Source organism: Asticcacaulis solisilvae (assembly GCF_017875235.1).
Taxonomy (GTDB): domain Bacteria; phylum Pseudomonadota; class Alphaproteobacteria; order Caulobacterales; family Caulobacteraceae; genus Asticcacaulis; species Asticcacaulis solisilvae_A.
On record NZ_JAGGMI010000009.1, the window covers coordinates 157,829 to 174,232 of the forward strand.

19 protein-coding genes are annotated in these 16,404 nt (G+C 59.2%); 16 read left to right on the forward strand and 3 right to left on the reverse strand.

Annotated elements, in window-relative coordinates:
- Window positions 1–213: 213 nt before the first annotated feature.
- From J2X24_RS15580 to J2X24_RS15590, 3 genes are all read right to left on the reverse strand, one after another.
- A complete protein-coding gene (locus tag J2X24_RS15580; protein ID WP_245344733.1) occupies window positions 214–1,095 on the reverse strand; it encodes a lysozyme family protein in 882 nt (293 codons plus the stop codon).
- Window positions 1,073–1,438 (reverse strand): hypothetical protein, encoded by a 366-nt coding sequence (locus tag J2X24_RS15585; RefSeq protein WP_245344734.1) that lies wholly within the window; start codon window positions 1,436–1,438, stop codon window positions 1,073–1,075. Before J2X24_RS15585 ends, J2X24_RS15580 begins: the two co-directional genes overlap by 23 nt.
- Window positions 1,439–1,682: 244 nt before the next feature.
- On the reverse strand, window positions 1,683–2,225 hold the full coding sequence (locus J2X24_RS15590) for a hypothetical protein (RefSeq protein WP_209723675.1): 543 nt from the start codon (window positions 2,223–2,225) through the stop codon (window positions 1,683–1,685).
- Between the two features lie 402 nt (window positions 2,226–2,627).
- On the opposite strand from J2X24_RS15590, the gene J2X24_RS15595 reads away from it, so the two are divergent.
- The 16 genes from J2X24_RS15595 to J2X24_RS15670 all read left to right on the forward strand — a co-directional run bounded on the left by J2X24_RS15595 (window position 2,628) and on the right by J2X24_RS15670 (window position 16,400).
- Entirely contained in the window at window positions 2,628–2,933 is a 306-nt protein-coding gene (locus J2X24_RS15595) for a hypothetical protein (RefSeq protein ID WP_209723677.1), read from the forward strand.
- A 168-nt stretch (window positions 2,934–3,101) separates the two neighbouring features.
- Window positions 3,102–3,383: a type IV conjugative transfer system protein TraL gene (gene traL / locus J2X24_RS15600; protein WP_209723679.1), complete on the forward strand. Its 282-nt coding sequence runs from the start codon at window positions 3,102–3,104 to the stop codon at window positions 3,381–3,383.
- 1 nt (window position 3,384) lies between these two features.
- Window positions 3,385–3,984 (forward strand): type IV conjugative transfer system protein TraE, encoded by a 600-nt coding sequence (locus J2X24_RS15605; RefSeq protein ID WP_209723681.1) that lies wholly within the window; start codon window positions 3,385–3,387, stop codon window positions 3,982–3,984.
- A gap of 4 nt (window positions 3,985–3,988) precedes the next feature.
- Window positions 3,989–4,702: a type-F conjugative transfer system secretin TraK gene (locus J2X24_RS15610; RefSeq protein WP_209723683.1), complete on the forward strand. Its 714-nt coding sequence runs from the start codon at window positions 3,989–3,991 to the stop codon at window positions 4,700–4,702.
- Complete coding sequence (locus J2X24_RS15615; RefSeq protein ID WP_209723686.1) at window positions 4,702–6,036, forward strand: TrbI/VirB10 family protein; 1,335 nt, start codon at window positions 4,702–4,704, stop codon at window positions 6,034–6,036. The genes J2X24_RS15610 and J2X24_RS15615 overlap by 1 nt, the downstream gene beginning before the upstream one ends.
- Before the next feature lie 7 nt (window positions 6,037–6,043).
- Window positions 6,044–6,862: a DsbC family protein gene (locus tag J2X24_RS15620; protein ID WP_209723689.1), complete on the forward strand. Its 819-nt coding sequence runs from the start codon at window positions 6,044–6,046 to the stop codon at window positions 6,860–6,862.
- 76 nt (window positions 6,863–6,938) lie between these two features.
- Window positions 6,939–7,292 (forward strand): TraV family lipoprotein, encoded by a 354-nt coding sequence (locus tag J2X24_RS15625; RefSeq protein ID WP_245344735.1) that lies wholly within the window; start codon window positions 6,939–6,941, stop codon window positions 7,290–7,292.
- Window positions 7,289–10,036 carry a type IV secretion system protein TraC gene (gene traC, locus J2X24_RS15630; protein ID WP_209723695.1) on the forward strand — a complete coding sequence of 916 codons (2,748 nt, stop codon included), beginning with the start codon at window positions 7,289–7,291 and terminating at the stop codon, window positions 10,034–10,036. Before J2X24_RS15625 ends, traC begins: the two co-directional genes overlap by 4 nt.
- Window positions 10,017–10,337, forward strand: a complete 321-nt coding sequence (locus J2X24_RS15635) for a purine-cytosine permease-like transporter (protein WP_209723698.1) — start codon at window positions 10,017–10,019, stop codon at window positions 10,335–10,337. Before traC ends, J2X24_RS15635 begins: the two co-directional genes overlap by 20 nt.
- Window positions 10,321–10,803 (forward strand): TrbI F-type domain-containing protein, encoded by a 483-nt coding sequence (locus J2X24_RS15640; RefSeq protein ID WP_209723701.1) that lies wholly within the window; start codon window positions 10,321–10,323, stop codon window positions 10,801–10,803. Before J2X24_RS15635 ends, J2X24_RS15640 begins: the two co-directional genes overlap by 17 nt.
- Window positions 10,787–11,296: a signal peptidase I gene (gene lepB / locus J2X24_RS15645; RefSeq protein WP_209723704.1), complete on the forward strand. Its 510-nt coding sequence runs from the start codon at window positions 10,787–10,789 to the stop codon at window positions 11,294–11,296. The genes J2X24_RS15640 and lepB overlap by 17 nt, the downstream gene beginning before the upstream one ends.
- A gap of 53 nt (window positions 11,297–11,349) precedes the next feature.
- Complete coding sequence (gene traW / locus J2X24_RS15650) at window positions 11,350–11,934, forward strand: type-F conjugative transfer system protein TraW (protein ID WP_209723707.1); 585 nt, start codon at window positions 11,350–11,352, stop codon at window positions 11,932–11,934.
- Window positions 11,931–12,941: a conjugal transfer pilus assembly protein TraU gene (gene traU / locus J2X24_RS15655; protein ID WP_209723710.1), complete on the forward strand. Its 1,011-nt coding sequence runs from the start codon at window positions 11,931–11,933 to the stop codon at window positions 12,939–12,941. Before traW ends, traU begins: the two co-directional genes overlap by 4 nt.
- On the forward strand, window positions 12,931–13,656 hold the full coding sequence (gene trbC, locus J2X24_RS15660) for a type-F conjugative transfer system pilin assembly protein TrbC (RefSeq protein WP_310004161.1): 726 nt from the start codon (window positions 12,931–12,933) through the stop codon (window positions 13,654–13,656). The genes traU and trbC overlap by 11 nt, the downstream gene beginning before the upstream one ends.
- Complete coding sequence (gene traN / locus J2X24_RS15665) at window positions 13,653–15,476, forward strand: conjugal transfer protein TraN (protein WP_209723713.1); 1,824 nt, start codon at window positions 13,653–13,655, stop codon at window positions 15,474–15,476. Before trbC ends, traN begins: the two co-directional genes overlap by 4 nt.
- 3 nt (window positions 15,477–15,479) lie before the next feature.
- Window positions 15,480–16,400, forward strand: a complete 921-nt coding sequence (locus tag J2X24_RS15670) for a conjugal transfer protein TraF (protein ID WP_209723716.1) — start codon at window positions 15,480–15,482, stop codon at window positions 16,398–16,400.
- Window positions 16,401–16,404 lie beyond the last annotated feature (4 nt).

A 16,404-nucleotide genomic window follows, 5' to 3' on the forward strand; every position in this document is an offset into this window, starting at 1 on the left:
GACAATAAGCTTGGCCCAACAACCCTCCGAATTTGCTTCTGTTTTGAGGGGAGTTGAGATGTACGATACTATTCTCTGATTCTGCGGAATCCCAAAAAATGCTGGGCTGCATCCGGTCAGAGCGCCGGATTATGTGGCGATTCCGGCCTCAGTCAATCAGCGCTTGATTTGGTTTGACGGGACTTGGGCATCGCTTTTTATTCTGGCAGGGGATCATAGGGGCGAAAAGGAGCTAGCCAGCCCGCGCTCGATCTCGAATACCAGAAGCGGCCGGCCGGATTTCGAATAGAAGAGTGACCGATTGCTGCTCGCGGCTCTGGGCGTTACGCGGGCGCCAATGGCATCAGCCTGGGCACGTAAAAAGGTCTCGCCCTCGCGGGCGCCAAAAAAGTGGAAGGCGTAGAGCTCCCCCGATGTCGGCTCTCGACCGAGGATGGCCCTCAGCAAGGCGCTATTATCGTGGGTATGCAGCGCCGCCATGGTGGCATTCAGCTGCGGGTCATAGCGTAGGGCCAACAAGCGCCAGCGCGAATGCTTACTCGAGACCCGGCAGCGCCCATCCCAGCCGCGTTTGATCAGCAGGGATTCTGCAACGCCGTGCCTTCGGCCATACTGTCTTAGCACGCACAACCACGTATTCTCGGTGAATTGGAAAAGTCCCGTCGCCGACGAGGTCGGGGCCTTGGCGAGGTGGTCAAACCGACTTTCCCGGCCGGCAAGTGCGACGAAATAAGCAGGATCGACGGCAAACGAGACAGCTGTGCGGTATACGAGATCCTGGTTTTCCCTCTGCCGATCCCTGAATGCCACAGAGCGCCTGGAAACAACAGTTCGGCGGACAGAAGGCGGGGCTGCCGTCGCCGGCGTCGAAGCGGTGTCCGTGTAGACCGTCAGGTATGTCAGGCGCCCCTCGGCAATCGTTACGCGGACCGAAGGCTCGATACTCATTTCATTCAAGAACGCTGCGTAGGCGTCCGGCTGATAGACGATAGGGTCGCGCGGCGGGCAATGGGAACCGCACCCTTCGGATCCGCTTGGCTGAGCCATAGCAACCGTTGAAAGCATAAGCAGCTCAGGCAGTTTGCTGAACGGCATGCGCCACCTGGTTGTGTGTCATGAAACGCCGCTGGACGAGAAGTGAAACCTGATACGCCAAATCCTCCTTCGACGAATAGGACTCGGCAATTTCAAAAATGTCCCTGTTGGAGACGGAGAGGTACTGCGTCAGGGCGAATAGGTGTTCCACCTTGCCTGCATCGCCACTGAGGAGCTTCTTCAGGGTCGGCGGCGACATACACAGTTCTGTACAGATCGTACCGCTCCGCATTGCGTTCGGATCCGCAACTGAACGCATTCGGATGAAACTTTTCAACACCTTAGACAAACGGACTTGCAATTCCTGGGCGTCTAAAGCGCCCTCGACAGCATATGTCATCATGATCATCCCCGTATGATCATGCAGATTTGGCACACCTTTAATACCAAATCAAGCGCCGCTTGATTTGGTATTGCAAACTGGAAGCCGCAAGGCGGCGCATGAACCGGCCTGTGCAAATAAAATAAAGTAGCGGAGCGGCCCTCAGAGTCTTTCAGGAGTACGTGCGAGACGGCGAACGCCATGTTTAAGTAGATTCAAATCAAGCGCGTCCTTGGAAAGGACGCCATGTAATTGCTACCGCATCTTAAGCTTTGCGATTCTCGCCAATGTACTCGACAACCTGATCGTGCGGCATGACGTACTTGTTGCCGTTATGGACAATCAGATAAAGGCAGTAGAGATAGATTGCGGCAACCCCAACTGTGCGCTTGCTCCAGCGTTCGCGAACCGTCGTGTCACGGCTGGAGTCCTTCAAACGATCCACCGTCTCTTCGAGCTTCGCATTGAGCTCCGGGCTTAGGTTGATCCCCAGCTTCTTTTGCTGATCGTAGGTATATTTGTCGTGGACGCGATGCCACACTTCGTCACCGGAAAAGCTGGATATGTACTGCAGCGCTTCAGGCAGGATGCTCTTGGTAGAGGCAGAGGTGCGGTACCGGCCGATATACTCCGCAAGTCCTTCATCTACGACGTTTCGAAACTCCTCATCCCCAATAAGGTTCAGGACGACGCGCTGACCGTTCGCGAGCGGCCCAACTGCGTCCCGGCGCGACCACCTCTTCCGCTTCACGGGGGCAGTTGCGCTTACGCTTTCCGGCGTGTCGGTATCGTCCTTGGTAGCGGTCATAGAATCGTGCGGCAGTTGGGTCCTGGCCGCTACTGCTACCGCCCTTGCAGCCTTCCGGCAAGTCAAGCGGCGATTTATCCGGCTTTTTGGCTGGGATTCAGACCCTACTAGCGAAAAATGACCGGAATGATCGATTCGATGAAAGAAATACTCGATCAGCCGAAAGAAAAATAATATTGTTTCACAAAATTCAATAAGCGCTCTGATTGTAGAAACGAAAAATAGACATAGTGAAGCGTCTTTTTTAATCGATGCAAAAAATATTCGAAACGATCGAGCATTCCTATCATTTGATACACTTTATACTACTTTGCATTTTTGACATTAGTAAACAGGTAGTGAATTTCTTGGCGGCCTTACAGGCAAACAATTGATTTTGTCTCAATTCGCCAAGGAACTCCGATGAAGAAGAACCTGATGATCAAAAGCGACCTGACAGCCGTCCTTGGCCTGGTTGCCATGGCCGGCATCGCCGTTGTCGCCGCCCAAGCTGGTACTGACACCACTTTCAACGCCACGACCACGGTCCTGACCAACTGGTCGACCGGCTCACTGGGCAAGATGTCGGCGGTTGCCGGCATCGCCGCGGCCCTTGTCGGTCTGATCATGAAGTTCGACTGGCGTCTGATTGCCGGCGCCGCCGGCATTGGCCTGACGGCCTCGACCGGCCCGGGCATCGTGTCCGCCCTGACGTCCGCGATCTTCTAGTCGTTCCGCGACGCCATCACATTCCAACGCCGGCCGGGGAGGGCGCACTTCTCCGGCCATCCTATCCGGCCTCCATCTGCCTAAGCGCACGCCGGGCCTGGACACTCGCTATCTGACCATCGCGGCGATCGGGGCCCTGATGTCTCAGACCTTGCTAGGGACAAATCAATGGACACGCGGATTCCGCAATATCTGGACGAGCCTGAACGCTATTTCATTTTCACGCCCGACGAGTTGATTGTCGTCGTCGTTCCGCTCGGCCTCCTCACTGTAGTCGCCAATTTTGTAGTTGGCCTTGTTGTTGGCTTCGCCTGTTTCTGGGCGTTGCGCCGGCTCAAGAAAGGGGGCTCACTGACCAAGCTCCTGTGGCTGATGTTCTGGCTCCTTCCTTACGAGGTGGTAGGCCTGAAAAAGACGCCGCCCGCTCAGCACCGGCTGATGGTGGGCTGAGATGGACTTCAGCAAGACACAGCAGGAGCGCAAGCTCTTCGCGTCCCGGCTTTCCGTGATGACGGTCGTCGCAGCGGTCAGTATCGGAACAAATGCGTGCCTGGCCATGGTTCTGGTCGGCCAGTCGCGCACCCTGATCGTACCGACAATCCCGGCGGAGGTGTCGATCGACGCTTATGGCGCGGCCGATCCTTTGTACCTCGAGCGATTCGCTCGCGACGCATCCTTCCTTTTCCTCAATCGCTCGCCGGAGACGCTCCTCTATTTCCAGCGCGAAGCCCAGAAGATCATGGAGCCAACGGCCTACCAGGAGATGCTCAAGATCCTGGTCAAGGATCGTCAGGAAGCGATGCGCGAAAACCGGTCCCAGGCCTGGTTCCCGAACGACTTCTATGTCGATCCGAAGACCCTCTACGTTGAGATCCGCGGGGTCGTTCGCATCGAGCAGGGCGGTCAGTATGTCGATGCCCAGAACAAGATCTACGCACTGACCTTTTCGAAGAACGGGCAGCTGGTCCGCCTGCGAAGCATCACTGAAATCGCGGCCGATGAGTCCCGCGGTGAAAAGGTCAAACCCATTCAACTCAATTCGGAAGGTTAGGGTCATGCGTAAACCCCTATTTCTCGGGTGCCTTTGCTTACTGGCGCTCTCCCACGCTGCCTTCGCTGAACCGGTCAATGTCAGGTCCGACCAGGCGACGCTGCAAGTTTCGTCGTCTCAGATGTCACGCGTGCATGTCCTCGGTGAGCGAATTGCTTCAGTCAGGACCCTGCAAGGTTCGGACGGCGTTGAACTCCTTCTGGAACGCGATGAAAGCACGGGGGATGTCTATATCGGTTTCGACGGCGAAACTTCCGGCCAAACGTTTTCCGCCTTTCTGACAACCGAAAGCGGCCGGACTGTTCAATTGATCCTGCATCCGATCGACGACGCGGCGAAGACGTTTGAACTCAAGCTCGAAGGGACGTTGTCGGCTTCGACCCCAGGCGCCATCCAGCTTAAACGTAACGGCTATCCTGAAACGATGGCGGCGTTCGTGAAACTCCTGTTCAACGCCGAGCGACCGGAAGGCGTTGTGTGCCGGCAGGGCCGGCAGGCCGCGACCCAGACCACCAACTTCAAGGTTTGGACAATCGAGCGGTGTGATGCCGAGGGCATCAGCGGCACCGTACTTCACTTTCGCAACACGTCGACGGTTCCGCAATCGCTGAGCGCCGACGGATTTCTCGTGCGTCAGGTCCTCGCTGTCGGAATCACTGACGAGCTGCTTTCGCCTGGCGAGGACGCTCGTGTTTACATTGTGGAGGAGGCGAAGTGATGGATGGCATCTCGACGCCCCAGGCCGAAGAGGCAAGCAATGAGCGGATCGTCTCCCCCAATGCCGAAGCCAAGAAAAACTCGACGCTCCTATGGGCGTCAATCATCGGCATAGCCGCGGTGCTTGGCGGCTTTGCGGTCTACAGTACGGTCTTTCCGCCGCAGGCCACGCAGCAGAAAAAGTTGTCCAAGGAAGACGCCGTGCGTATCCAGGGCACTGCCTCTGTTGCCAGTGGGGTTCCCATTTCGCCGACAGCCGAGAACGCGCAGCTCAAGACAGAGCGTGCCGACCTCGACGCGCGGCTGCGCCAGCTGGAAAGCGAGAACGCAGCCCTGCAGGCCGAGAAAGAAAGCCTGAACGCTCGAAACCTTCAGGACCGTGAAGACGCGTACCGCATGATCCAACAGAATACAGATCGTTCCGGTGACGGCAGCGCGCACCCTAGCCGCCCGCTGACTACGGGAACGCCAGACGGTGCCGGGTTCTCCCCGAACTTGAATTCGGCACCGTCGACCCTGGGAGGTGATCAGTCAAACGGCCGTTCAGGCCCAAAACGCGCCTTCAGAACGGTCTCGTTTGGGCAAACCAGCGCGGCACCCGCGACCGCAGAGTCGCAACCAGGCCAGCAGCGGCCAGGTGCCGTTTCCGATCGCATGGAGGTTTTCGACCCTAACGAATTCGTGCCGCCGAACTCCTACGCCACTGCGAAGGTTCTCGTGGGCGTCGACATGCAGACAGGCGTCAGCGGCAACTCGGATCCAAAACCTGTCCTCCTGCGCATCAAAAGTCCAGCCGTGGGTGTTGGTGCCAACGGCAAGTTCCAGTCTTCCGATCTACGTGGATGCACCGTCAATGGCGCCGCCTACGCGGAACTGAGCTCGGAGAAGGTCTACATCAAGCTTCAGCGCATTACGTGCGAGGCCAAGAACGGCCGGTTTCTGACCTCCCCGGTCGAAGGATATGTCACCTTCAAGGGCAAGACAGGCGTGCGCGGAACGGTCGTCCGGCGCGAAGGCGATTACGCCAGCAAGGCGTTTGTCGCCGGCACGTTCCAGGGGCTTGGCAAGGCGATGGAACGTAACGTCCAGAACACCTTGTCCGGTTATTCCGGGGATGAGGGTTCCAGCACAATCATCAACACACGTCCGCTCACCTCTAGTGAAATAGGACAGGCGTCTGTGGGTTCGGGCATCAGCGGCGCCTCCGGGATGCTGGCCGACTACTACATCAAACGCGCGGAGCAATACCAGCCGGTCATCGAAATGCCCACGGGCATCGATGTCGAGATCGTCTTCCTGACCGGCTTCCGCTTCAAAGAAACCCTGAAGAACTAGGTGATCCATGCTTGGAAAATCCAATACCAATATTGTTGTGCCAGCGGCATTTGGTGTGGCCACAGTCGCCATCCTGGCGCTCGCCATAGCCATGCAGCCGTTCTCGCCAGAAGCCACGATCAAGAAGAAGATCGCCGCCCAGTTCCCGAAAACGACTGTCAGCTCCGTATCGTGCAAGACCGCGATCGGCTTGTGCGAGGTCGTGATGGGCAAGAACCTTCTCTACGCCACAAAGGACGCAAGGTACGTGGTCGTCGGCGCCGTTCTCGACCTGGAAGCCCGTAAGGATCTGACAGATCAGCGGTTGAAGGAACTGGCCGCGGTCGATTCCGCGACCGCCAAACTTACGGGCGGGCAGGTCGTCCGCGAGGCGGCGCCGGGTGCACGGATTGAAAAGGTCTCGGTCACCTTGCCCAAGGAAAATGCCGTCGTCCACAACCCCGGTGCGCCGTTGAAGATGACCGTCTTCGGCGACTACGCCTGCGGCTACTGTCACCAGCTGTTCGCCCAGCTCGCCGGCAGGTCGAATATCGAGATAACCGAGTATCCAATCGCCATTCTCGGCGCCCAGTCTGCGGAACGCGCGCGTCTGGTGATGTGCTCGGACGACAGGGTTGCCGCCTCGGAGGCTGCCTACGCGGGCGGCACGATCAAGACCAAGGGCGACTGCTCTCGGTTCGACGCCGTCGTGGCGCAGAATACCAGCTTTGCCCAGAAAAACGGCATCAACGGCACGCCGGCCATCATTCGCGCCGACGGGACGGTCAATGCAGGCTTCCTGCCCATTGCCGAGCTCGTCCGCTTCCTGGAGGGCAAGAATGTTTAGGCCCCTCGCGATCCTGATGCTTCCGCTTCTGGTCGGTGCCTGCGCAACCAGAAATACATCGACACATTGGACTTGCATGCCGGAAGGCGACCACTGCAGTTCCATTGCGGAGACTGACGCCAAGGAAACCGACAAGCCTCACAATGCAGGTGGCGTGATCTTCGATGCCAAGCCCGCTCGCTGGTGGGAGCCAAATGCTCCGGGCACGGCAACGCGTGATTTGGACCCTCGGCGTGATAGTGACCAGGTCATGCGGGTTGTGATCGCGCCTTTTGTCGATGCCCAGGGCGATTACCATGGCAGAAGCGAGATCTTCGCGGTTGTCCGCAAGGCGCAATGGTGGTTGAGCCCACCCGTTGCGCAGCCCTCGAGCTCGGCATCCGAGAAGGCCGGCGATACCTCGACCGGTAAATCGGGGGACACGCCATGAAGCTTAACCTCGAAGCCGTCCGCCGGGAGGTATTTTCGGCGGCACAGAGACTGATCGCAGAGAAGATCTTTGGCGACATGCCCTCGGTCGACACCGGCATTAGCCGCGAGTTTCCGCCTGCGCTGTCGGCCTATCTGCCCTATCGATCATTTGACGACGTCCGGCAGCTCTACGTCCAGGAGACGACTGTGGGCCTGGTGCTGGAACTGACGCCTCTGCTCGGCGCCACGGAAGCCCAGCACAGTTTGCTCGCCCAGGTCTTCAACGACGGCCTGCCTGGCGGTGCGCATGTCCAGATCATCAACTTCGCGTCGCCGCGGTGTGGCTATGTCACCGACGCGTGGGCCCGGAGCCGGTCGGCCGGAGGCGAGATCTTTGACGAACTGGCCCGCCATCGCCGCAAACACCTGATCGACGGCGTGTGGAATTCCTTTTCAAAATCGGCGCCGTTCTCGATGCGCGATTATCGCGTGATCCTGGCGGTGGAGCTAAAGGGCGATGTTGCGGGAAGGGCCGGCGACCAGCTGTCCGAATTGCGGGAAGTCATCCGAGGCACGCTCGCCTCCATGGGGGGCGCGGCCTATACGCTAACGCCGGACCAACTGCTGTCGTTCTGCTCGGCTATTCTGAACCCGACCTCGTCAATGGACTACGACCGCCTGGTCTACGACAGGGAGAGGTGGCTGAACGAGCAGATCGTCCGGCAGGACACGACGATCACGCAATATCGGGATCGGCTCGTCGCGACAACGGCATGCCCGGGCGACGCCTACGATCACGCACTAATATCGAGCGACGCCAGACGCGAACAGTGGGAACTTCGGGCCTTTTCACCCGTTCGCTATCCCGAAAACAGTTCGCAGGCCATTGTGTCACGGCTGATCGGCGACTTCTTCAACAACCAGCTTCAGACAGTCGGCTCTACCCTGACGGTGCTCTATTTCGCACCGATGTCGCTTGATGACAGCAAGACTACGGTCGAGATGAAGACGATGCGCACCAGCCAGCAGGCTTCGTCGCCGACCGCAAAGTTCTTCCCGGCGATTCAGCGTGCGGCCGACGACTGGGCAGCGGCGAACCAGGCCGTGTCCATGGGGGCAAAGCTTTGTCACATGGGTATGTTTGCTATTTCGACCACCTCCGTGCCCGAGGCTGACCGCGCTGAACGGCAGTTGCGGGCCGTATGGGGTGGAGCCGGTTTCGAACTCGGCCGATCCGACGTTTTGCATCTTCAAACGCTGCTGGCCGCTCTGCCGCTGACGATGGGTGACGGGCTGGGAGACGACTTCAAGACACACAAGCGGCTGCGGCGGATGCCGACGAGCTGCATGGCAATGCTGGCGCCTTTCCAGGGAGAGTTTCGTGGCTTGCAGCGACCTGACATGCTGTTCCTCGGCCGGCGTGGCCAGCCGTTCTTCTTCTCGCCCTTCGCGAACGAAGACGAGGGCATGGGCGGAGGCAATCACAATGCTTCAGTTATAGGCGCCTCCGGCTCAGGCAAGTCCGTGCTGTTGCAGGAGATGGCCGCTGGGCTGAGGGGCAGCGGAGCCGATGTCATGGTCCTCGATGACGGATACTCCTTCCGCAACACCTGCAAGATCCAGGGGGGTCAGTTCATCGAGTTCAGCTTGGCCAGCAATTTGAACATCAATCCGTTCTCGCTCGTCGACTATGACGAGGCCGGAATGGACGAGGAGTACAAGACCGACTCCGTCAATGCCATCAAATATACGGTCCTCCAGATGGCGAAAGGCGAAGACAGCTACCTGAAGGAAGAACTCGGCATGATCGAACGTGCGGTCATAGAGGTCTTCGACACGAAGGGCGTGGAGGGCGATATCGAGGATGTCGCCGTGTACCTGGAGACGCATTTTGGCGAGCCGGGTCGGGGAATGGCCATAGCCATGGCGCCGTACCGGCTGCGTGGCTCCTACGGCAAGCTCTACAATGGCCGGGCCAACCTGGAGATCGACAACCCGTTCACCGTCTTCGAGCTGTCACCACTCGAAAGCAAGAAGGACCTGCGCGCGGTCGTCATCCTTTCGCTGTTGATGGTCATCCGGCAGCGCATGAAGCTTGGTGGACGCGCCCGAAAGAAAGCGCTCTTCATCGACGAGGCCTGGCAACTGCTGGGCGACGGTGCCGCGGGTCCCTTCATCGAAGGCTTTGCGCGTCGTTGCAGAAAGGAAGGGGGCGCACTTATCACGGGCACCCAGTCCCTTGAGGATTATCAGCGGACCGCCGGCGGCCGCGCCTGCATCCAAAATTCCGAATGGAACATCATCCTCAAGCTGAAGCCGGAGTCCGTGGATGCGTTTGCCAGTGAAGGTATTTTGCGCGCCTCGGAGGCAGAGCTCGAGTTGATCCGTTCCCTGTTCACCTCCCAGGGCGAATATTCCGAAGCCTATGTCCGCGGCGCCGGAACGAAATTCATCGGGCGGCTGGTCCTCGATCCCTATTCGCTGACCTTGTATTCCACAAAGCCCGAGGTGCTGGATGCCGTGGAGCGCCTTATGGCTGCCGGACAATCGGCAAAGGAGGCCGTTCGCGCTGTCGCCTTCCGACAAGCGACGCCAGTCACCTGGTCGCGCGAACAGATCGCCCAGGCCGAGCTATTGATGGGGGACGGCGAGTTGAAACCCTTCATTGCGCGCTATGGCGCGATGACGAGCCGGGAACGCCGCATTTTCGCACATCGCCTTTTCAATGAAACAGGAGACAGCTATGTCGCGGCTGCTGAGTAGTCTCGCCGCGACGCGCTTCACCAAGCCGGCATGGCTGCCCTCGTGGTCGTGGCTGTTCCGACAATGCGAGACCGCGGCCATCGCGTTTACGGCCTTTGTCGGGCTTACCCTTGTTGCTCTCGCGTTCCGTTTCGAGGCCTGGGTGCACGAATGGGCGAACTTCCTGAAGCACTACTCCGCCGCGTCCGCTGAAGCGCGAACGCCCGTGAACCTTGTCATTTCTCTCACCTATCTGAGCCTGTTCGCCGTGATCTGGCTGGCCAGGCGCCCGAGGAGGCACGCAGATGGAAAAGCCAGCTGACGCGACACCCATCACCGCACCAAGTCCCAGTCCGGCGAAATCGATACGCATTCCGGTGCCCGCGAATCTGCCTCGCATCGAGGGACGGCATGTCTTGATGGGATTGCTGGCCATCAATCTCCTGGTCACCGGCGCGCTCTGGTTCAGGGTGGTATCGGATAAGCGCCCTGTCATTGCCACGGTCGGCTTGACGAGCCTCGCCAGGAACTACGCTCAGACGCTGGCCAACGACCCCAACATCACGCCCGAGGCTCTTCAAATCCGAACGCAGCTCTTCATGGCCGAGGGCCAGAAGGAAATCGACCGCCTGACTTCCGATGGCGACGTCATCCTCCTGGCCCGGGAGTGTGTCCTGAAGGGTGAGGACGTCGATTTGACCCAGCAATTCGCCAGTTCACTGAGCGCGCAGTTGGCGGCCACGAAATCGCCTGCGATTCAAGGGGTCGCCAATGTCGTCGCTCAGTAATGTCTTGCCCCGTATTTCAAAGACCGCGCAAATCATCTGGGCGATCGCGGCTGCACTCGCATTGTCACAGGTCGGCACAGCGATCGCCGACGACTACCAGTTCTTTCTCAACGAAACGGACAGCCTGCCGAACTGGGCGTTTTGGGTCGACAAGAATCACACGGAGCCAAGGCGTGGCGACTACTTCGCATTTGTCCCGCCCGCGAACCCCTACTATCCGCCATCGTTTCGTTTCGCCAAGCAGGTGGTTGGTGTCCCTGGCGATCATGTGACCATCCGCGGGCGGGATTTCTATATCAATGGTCAGTTCGCGGGCACGGCCAAGACGCACGATCAGCAGGGCACGCCGGTTCAGATGTCTGCCCCTGGCACTATTCCGGCAGGCAGATATTTTGTCGTCACGCCGCACAAGGACTCATTCGACAGCCGCTACGCGATCATTGGTCTGATCGACAGGAAGATGCTCGTCGGGAAAGCCTATCCGGTGCTGTGATGGGCGGACGACCAATTATCGTTCTGGCATGCCTCCTCATTGCCGGCGGACCCATGTGTACCTCGAACGCGGGCGATCTCGGTACCTACGGGGAGACCTTCCCCATAGCGGAGACCGATCTGCTCAAGATGATAATGGGCAAGCTGAAGAAGGCCGAGGCAGACGGAAGCATCGGCGCCCTCAACAAGCAATTCGCTGAAGCCACTCGGAAGCGCGTCGAAAACCCGACACCGGTTGCCGGCATCGTCACGACTTCGAAAGCGCGAACCTGGCTGTACGATCCGTCGATCATCGTGCCCCAGGACTATGCCGACGACAAGGGACGCGTGTTTGCCCGGAAGGGTGAACGGATGAATCCTCTGGAACGATTGCCAAGCTTCAACAAGGTTATGGTGTTTCTCGACGGCCGCGACCCGCGCCAAGTCGACTTCGCAGTCGCGCAGGCGCGCAAGTTAGGTCATGACCGGACAGTCCTGATCCTGGTCAATGGATCGCCCATGGCCACGATGCGCGCACACAAGCAGGTCTTCTATTTTGACCAGATGGGCACCCTAACCAGCAAGTTCGGTATCACCCAGGTCCCAGCACTGGTGCAAAAAGAGGGAACCCTGCTCAGGGTCAGGGAGGTCATGCCATGAGACTGGCAGCCTTTCTTTCTCTGATCCTTTCCCTGCTCGCGGCACCGGCAGCGCTGGCCTCGCCAGCGGATGCGCTTCGCCACTGCACGGGCCGCTTCGTCAACCCTATCACGGCCCCGTGCTGGGACTGTATCTTCCCGCTGACCATCGGCTCGGTGCCCATCTGGCGGGGCAAGGGCGTGCGCGTGGATGCTCCCAATCCCTCGAGCCCGATCTGCGCCTGTGGCACGCCTGTCCCGCGTATTGGGCTGACGATCGGCTACTGGGAGCCGTCGCGGCTCATGGACGTCACGCAAAAGCCCTTCTGTTTTCCCAATCTCGGCGGCCTCAGCATCAGTCCCGGCTTCGGTTACGCCGGCAAGAGCGAATACCGGCAGGAGAGCGGCGCCGCGCGAACCGCCTACCACGCCCACTACTATGTCTACCCGCTATTGTCCTGGCTGCAGATCCTCACCGACTTCGTGTGCATGGAGGCCTCTGGCTTCGACATTGTCTACATGACCGAGTTCGATCCGCTGTGGAATTCCGACGAACTGAGCGCGATTATCAATCCAGAGGTCTTCCTGTTCGCAAACCCGATTGCGCAGCTCGCCTGCAGCGCCGACTGTGTCGCAGCCACGACGACTGGCCGTCCTATCCAGCAGTTGTTCTGGTGCGCCGGCTGTCAGGGCAGCCTTTACCCGATGACCGGGCAGGTGGCTGGGGACTACGGCCCGCTTACCGGCTCTCTGCACGTCGCCGAGAAATTCCAGGCGAAGCTGCATCGCGAGCTTCTGTCGTGGGGGACGCGCGGATCGCTTTCTCTGTGTCAGCCGATCCCGCAGCCCTCCATGGACAAGCTTCAGTACAGGTTCCAGCTGGTCACGCCCGTCGCCCATAAGAACGTGCTGAGCTGCAATGCGATCGGTAAGTCAACCGTGCCCTACGAGCAGTTCAAGGTCATTCCGGTGAAGGGAGAAGACATCGGCTATCTCGTCTGGAGAAAGAGGAATTGCTGTGCGCTCTAAACTGAAATCCGGATTGCTTTGCGCCCTGTGTGCCCTGGCGGTGGCGAACGTGACGCCGGCACAACAAGGTATCTTCAACCTGGACGAACTGGTGTCAGACGCTCAGGCGCGCTCGGACGCGATGAAGGCCGACCTTCTTGGAATGGAGGAAAGTACCGTGGAGAAGTCTCGGCGATATACGGCCGAGGCCGCGACTCTTGCCAACGGTAATCGGGACCGCCTGCGCAAGGGCCTGACCTATCTTGGCACGGAATACGATGTCGGTCTTTTTGATGACGGCATTATCGTCGACGGCGGCGTGGTTTATGTCGCCATTTCGCTCTCCATGCCGAGCAGTGCGCTTCGACAGTTATCGGCGGATGCGCAGAAGTCTGGCGCCGTGCTCGTCATACGGGGTTTCCTGGACGGGAGTTTCAAAAAGACCCAGCTGGTGCTCATGCGCACCTTCAGGCAGGAGGAAGCCGCCGGTATCCTCATCGACCCCAGGGTTTTCCAGCAGTACCACGTCGAGCGCGTGCCCACATTCATCGCGGCCGAGCGACCTGTCCAAAGCTGCGAAGATGGTGGTCTGGAGTGTACGCGTCCGAATGTGCCGTTCGATAGCGTCAAGGGCAACATCAGTCTGGCAACGGCCCTGAGGCTCATTGCCGAGAAGGGTGACGCCGCACCGGCCGCGGCGCGCAAGGCGCTCGATCGGCTGGAGGATCCGCTATGAAGCGCGCCCTGCTGTCGACCGCTCTGGTCAGCCTGCTTCTCCCACTGGCATATGCGAGCGCACAATCGCCAAGCCGGGAGGACTTTGCAGGCGCGCTTAACGCATCGAATGCGGCAATCAACACCTCCAACCTCGCTGAGACATTGCCTGGCTACAAGGGCGATGCGCCCGACCTGCAGGCGCACGCGGGCGACGCACCAGCGGATCTCAATGCCAAGGGATATACCGCGTCATCATCCAATACGCTCACCGGCGTCATTGCCACGAACCAGACTTTTCTGACGGCGAACAAGATCGACGAAAACGCCGAGTGGGTCAAAAATGCCCTCGGCGTCGCCAATGATCCCAATGGGACCGCTGGAGATGCTGTCGGCGGCGGATCGAACGCCTGCCATCTGCAGACCACGACTACGTCCGAGACGACGCTTTACACCTGCGAAAGTGGCAATATCATAGGTGAGGGCGACTACAGCTGCTCTCAAACGCGCAGCTTCAGGAAAAATGATCCAGTCACAAAAGGATGCGTGACGAGCGCGTACACGGCGCACTACGGCTCAGTACCCGAGGCCTACAAATATATCTATCGCTGCCAGCGGGCGATCACCCACCACAATCTTACCGATCCGGACAACGGGTGCGCCTATCTCCGATCGTCGGGCGCGTGCCTGCCAACATATGGATCGGGTCCCGACTGGTCGACCATCTGCAACCGGACGATCACCGGCCGCACCAAAGTGACCTATGTCGGTCTCTATGAAGAGACTTGCAGCGATGTAGCTGCGTGTTCGCTGCAGAGTTCCACCTGCACCTCCAGCTTTGGCGCCGGCTTCTGTGAACGGGAAGAGCGCAGCTACCTATGCGATGCCGGATCATTCCAGGACCTTGGAACGGCTGACAGCGGGTGCGCGGAGCTGCTCGCCAATCCCACCTGCACGCTCTCGTCCTCAAACTGCACGCAAACAGCCGCGATGGTCCCGGAAATCATGGCCTATTTCGGCTTTGCTCCCGATCACTGCTTGTCGACGAGCTTCGCCTATTATTGCCAGGCCATATCAGGCACGGGAAGCAATTGCGAACCGGATGAGAGCTGCAGCTTCAGATCTCAGACCTGCATCGACGAGACGGCAACCGACGACGGATCGTGCCAGAGCTGGGAATACACCTACGAATGCAAGAAGGCGGTGACCACCCCGGTCGACGCATCGGTCTGCGATGCGTCCTGGGTCATGGGCACGACGACCATCGAGGCAAAGGACGATCCCGACCAGGATATCGCCGCAGCGGTTTCCGCTTTGAACGCCGTGAAAAGCGCCTCGAACAGCTACGAATCCGAAATGTCGATCTTCAAGGGTGAGGACCTACGGTGCGGAAAGGCCGTTCTCGGTTTCGCCAATTGCTGCAAGGACAGTGGCTGGGGAACGGACATTGGCCTGGCCGAATGTGACAGCAACGAGCTGAAGTTGATGGAGAGCCAGAAAAAGAAGGCTTGCCATTACGTTGGAACCTACTGCAGCAACAAGAGCTTGTTCGGTTGCCTCCAGAAAAGCATGACCTATTGCTGCTATGGCAACAGTCTGGCGCGCATTATCCAGGAGGCCGGCCACGCGCAGCTTGGCATCAGGTGGGGCAGCGCCAAATCGCCCAACTGCGCCGGTTTCAGCGTCGAGGACTTCCAGAAGCTCGATCTGACCAACGTCGATTTCTCCGATTTCTATAACGAGAAGCTGGGACAGCTTGCCGAAACCGACTCTGCCTCGACCGTCGCTGCCATCACCGCCTCCATCGAAACCCTGAACGGCTCCGGCTCACCGAAGAAGTGACACATGACCCGCAAAAAGCTTTTAGCCACCCTTTGTCTGATCGCGTCGACCGCCCTTGGCGCAATGCCGGCGCGCGCGCAGGACACTCCGCCGGAGGTAGGCTCCGCGGCCGCACAGACCGATTATTGCGAGCGGCGCTTGGGGCAATGGTTCTATTGTGAAGCGCCTGTTCCGGCACCCAGGCCGAAGCAGAAGCCAAAGGCGGGCGCACCCACGGGATCGGAGCGCCATCCGGACCTGGTAGCAGCTGAACAGTTCAAGAAGGATATGGAGGAGGCGCGGCTCATTGCGGTCTGGAATCCCTCGGCCGAAAACATTCAGCGCTATTACGCCTATCAGCAACTGGTTCTCGAGAAGGGGGGGACCTTCGCGGACACATGGCGGCGGATGATCTGGGAAAATCCGGATATGGATTACACGCTGAAGCGGCCGATCAATGCGGCGGGCAAGTCAGAGTGGCTTCAGGCGCGCAACACAGACCGCGACCTGTTCTTTCGCGCAGCCTATGAGCAGATCGGCATCTTCTACATCTACCGGGGAGACTGCGGGCCTTGCCGCGTCGCGTCTCCGATCGTGAAGGAGTTTGCCGCACGGTACGGTGTATCGGTACGCGCCATTTCGGCCGATGGCGGAGCCAACACGCACTTTCCCGATGCTCAGGTCGACAAGGGACAGCTGAAAGCGTGGGGACTGACCTCCGGTGTCACGCCGGCGTACATGATTTTTCAGAAGCCGACCGCCTCGGATCGCGGCGTGCTGAAACCCGTCAAATTCAAGGTCACTGACGGCAAGGTCTTTTCGCTGAGGCCATGCCGCAATCCGAAGGGCTGCCTGACCTATCTCGGCGCCGGTGTCCTGTCGGTCGACGAACTGGCGGATCGGCTTTTCGTCACTCTTGCCACCCAACCCGGCCAGGATTTCTAGGAGG

What these genes read in the sequence shown, in the direction of transcription:
- J2X24_RS15590 (WP_209723675.1), bottom strand. Translation starts at nt 2,225, where the DNA reads ATGACCGCTACCAAGGACGATACCGACACGCCGGAAAGCGTAAGCGCA.
- J2X24_RS15615 (WP_209723686.1), top strand. Translation starts at nt 4,702, where the DNA reads ATGGATGGCATCTCGACGCCCCAGGCCGAAGAGGCAAGCAATGAGCGG.
- J2X24_RS15595 (WP_209723677.1), top strand. Translation starts at nt 2,628, where the DNA reads ATGAAGAAGAACCTGATGATCAAAAGCGACCTGACAGCCGTCCTTGGC.
- J2X24_RS15585 (WP_245344734.1), bottom strand. Translation starts at nt 1,438, where the DNA reads ATGATGACATATGCTGTCGAGGGCGCTTTAGACGCCCAGGAATTGCAA.
- J2X24_RS15620 (WP_209723689.1), top strand. Translation starts at nt 6,044, where the DNA reads ATGCTTGGAAAATCCAATACCAATATTGTTGTGCCAGCGGCATTTGGT.
- traL (WP_209723679.1), top strand. Translation starts at nt 3,102, where the DNA reads ATGGACACGCGGATTCCGCAATATCTGGACGAGCCTGAACGCTATTTC.
- J2X24_RS15580 (WP_245344733.1), bottom strand. Translation starts at nt 1,095, where the DNA reads ATGCCGTTCAGCAAACTGCCTGAGCTGCTTATGCTTTCAACGGTTGCT.
- traC (WP_209723695.1), top strand. Translation starts at nt 7,289, where the DNA reads ATGAAGCTTAACCTCGAAGCCGTCCGCCGGGAGGTATTTTCGGCGGCA.
- J2X24_RS15635 (WP_209723698.1), top strand. Translation starts at nt 10,017, where the DNA reads ATGTCGCGGCTGCTGAGTAGTCTCGCCGCGACGCGCTTCACCAAGCCG.
- J2X24_RS15625 (WP_245344735.1), top strand. Translation starts at nt 6,939, where the DNA reads ATGCCGGAAGGCGACCACTGCAGTTCCATTGCGGAGACTGACGCCAAG.
- J2X24_RS15670 (WP_209723716.1), top strand. Translation starts at nt 15,480, where the DNA reads ATGACCCGCAAAAAGCTTTTAGCCACCCTTTGTCTGATCGCGTCGACC.
- traW (WP_209723707.1), top strand. Translation starts at nt 11,350, where the DNA reads ATGTGTACCTCGAACGCGGGCGATCTCGGTACCTACGGGGAGACCTTC.
- traU (WP_209723710.1), top strand. Translation starts at nt 11,931, where the DNA reads ATGAGACTGGCAGCCTTTCTTTCTCTGATCCTTTCCCTGCTCGCGGCA.
- traN (WP_209723713.1), top strand. Translation starts at nt 13,653, where the DNA reads ATGAAGCGCGCCCTGCTGTCGACCGCTCTGGTCAGCCTGCTTCTCCCA.
- J2X24_RS15605 (WP_209723681.1), top strand. Translation starts at nt 3,385, where the DNA reads ATGGACTTCAGCAAGACACAGCAGGAGCGCAAGCTCTTCGCGTCCCGG.
- J2X24_RS15640 (WP_209723701.1), top strand. Translation starts at nt 10,321, where the DNA reads ATGGAAAAGCCAGCTGACGCGACACCCATCACCGCACCAAGTCCCAGT.
- J2X24_RS15610 (WP_209723683.1), top strand. Translation starts at nt 3,989, where the DNA reads ATGCGTAAACCCCTATTTCTCGGGTGCCTTTGCTTACTGGCGCTCTCC.
- lepB (WP_209723704.1), top strand. Translation starts at nt 10,787, where the DNA reads ATGTCGTCGCTCAGTAATGTCTTGCCCCGTATTTCAAAGACCGCGCAA.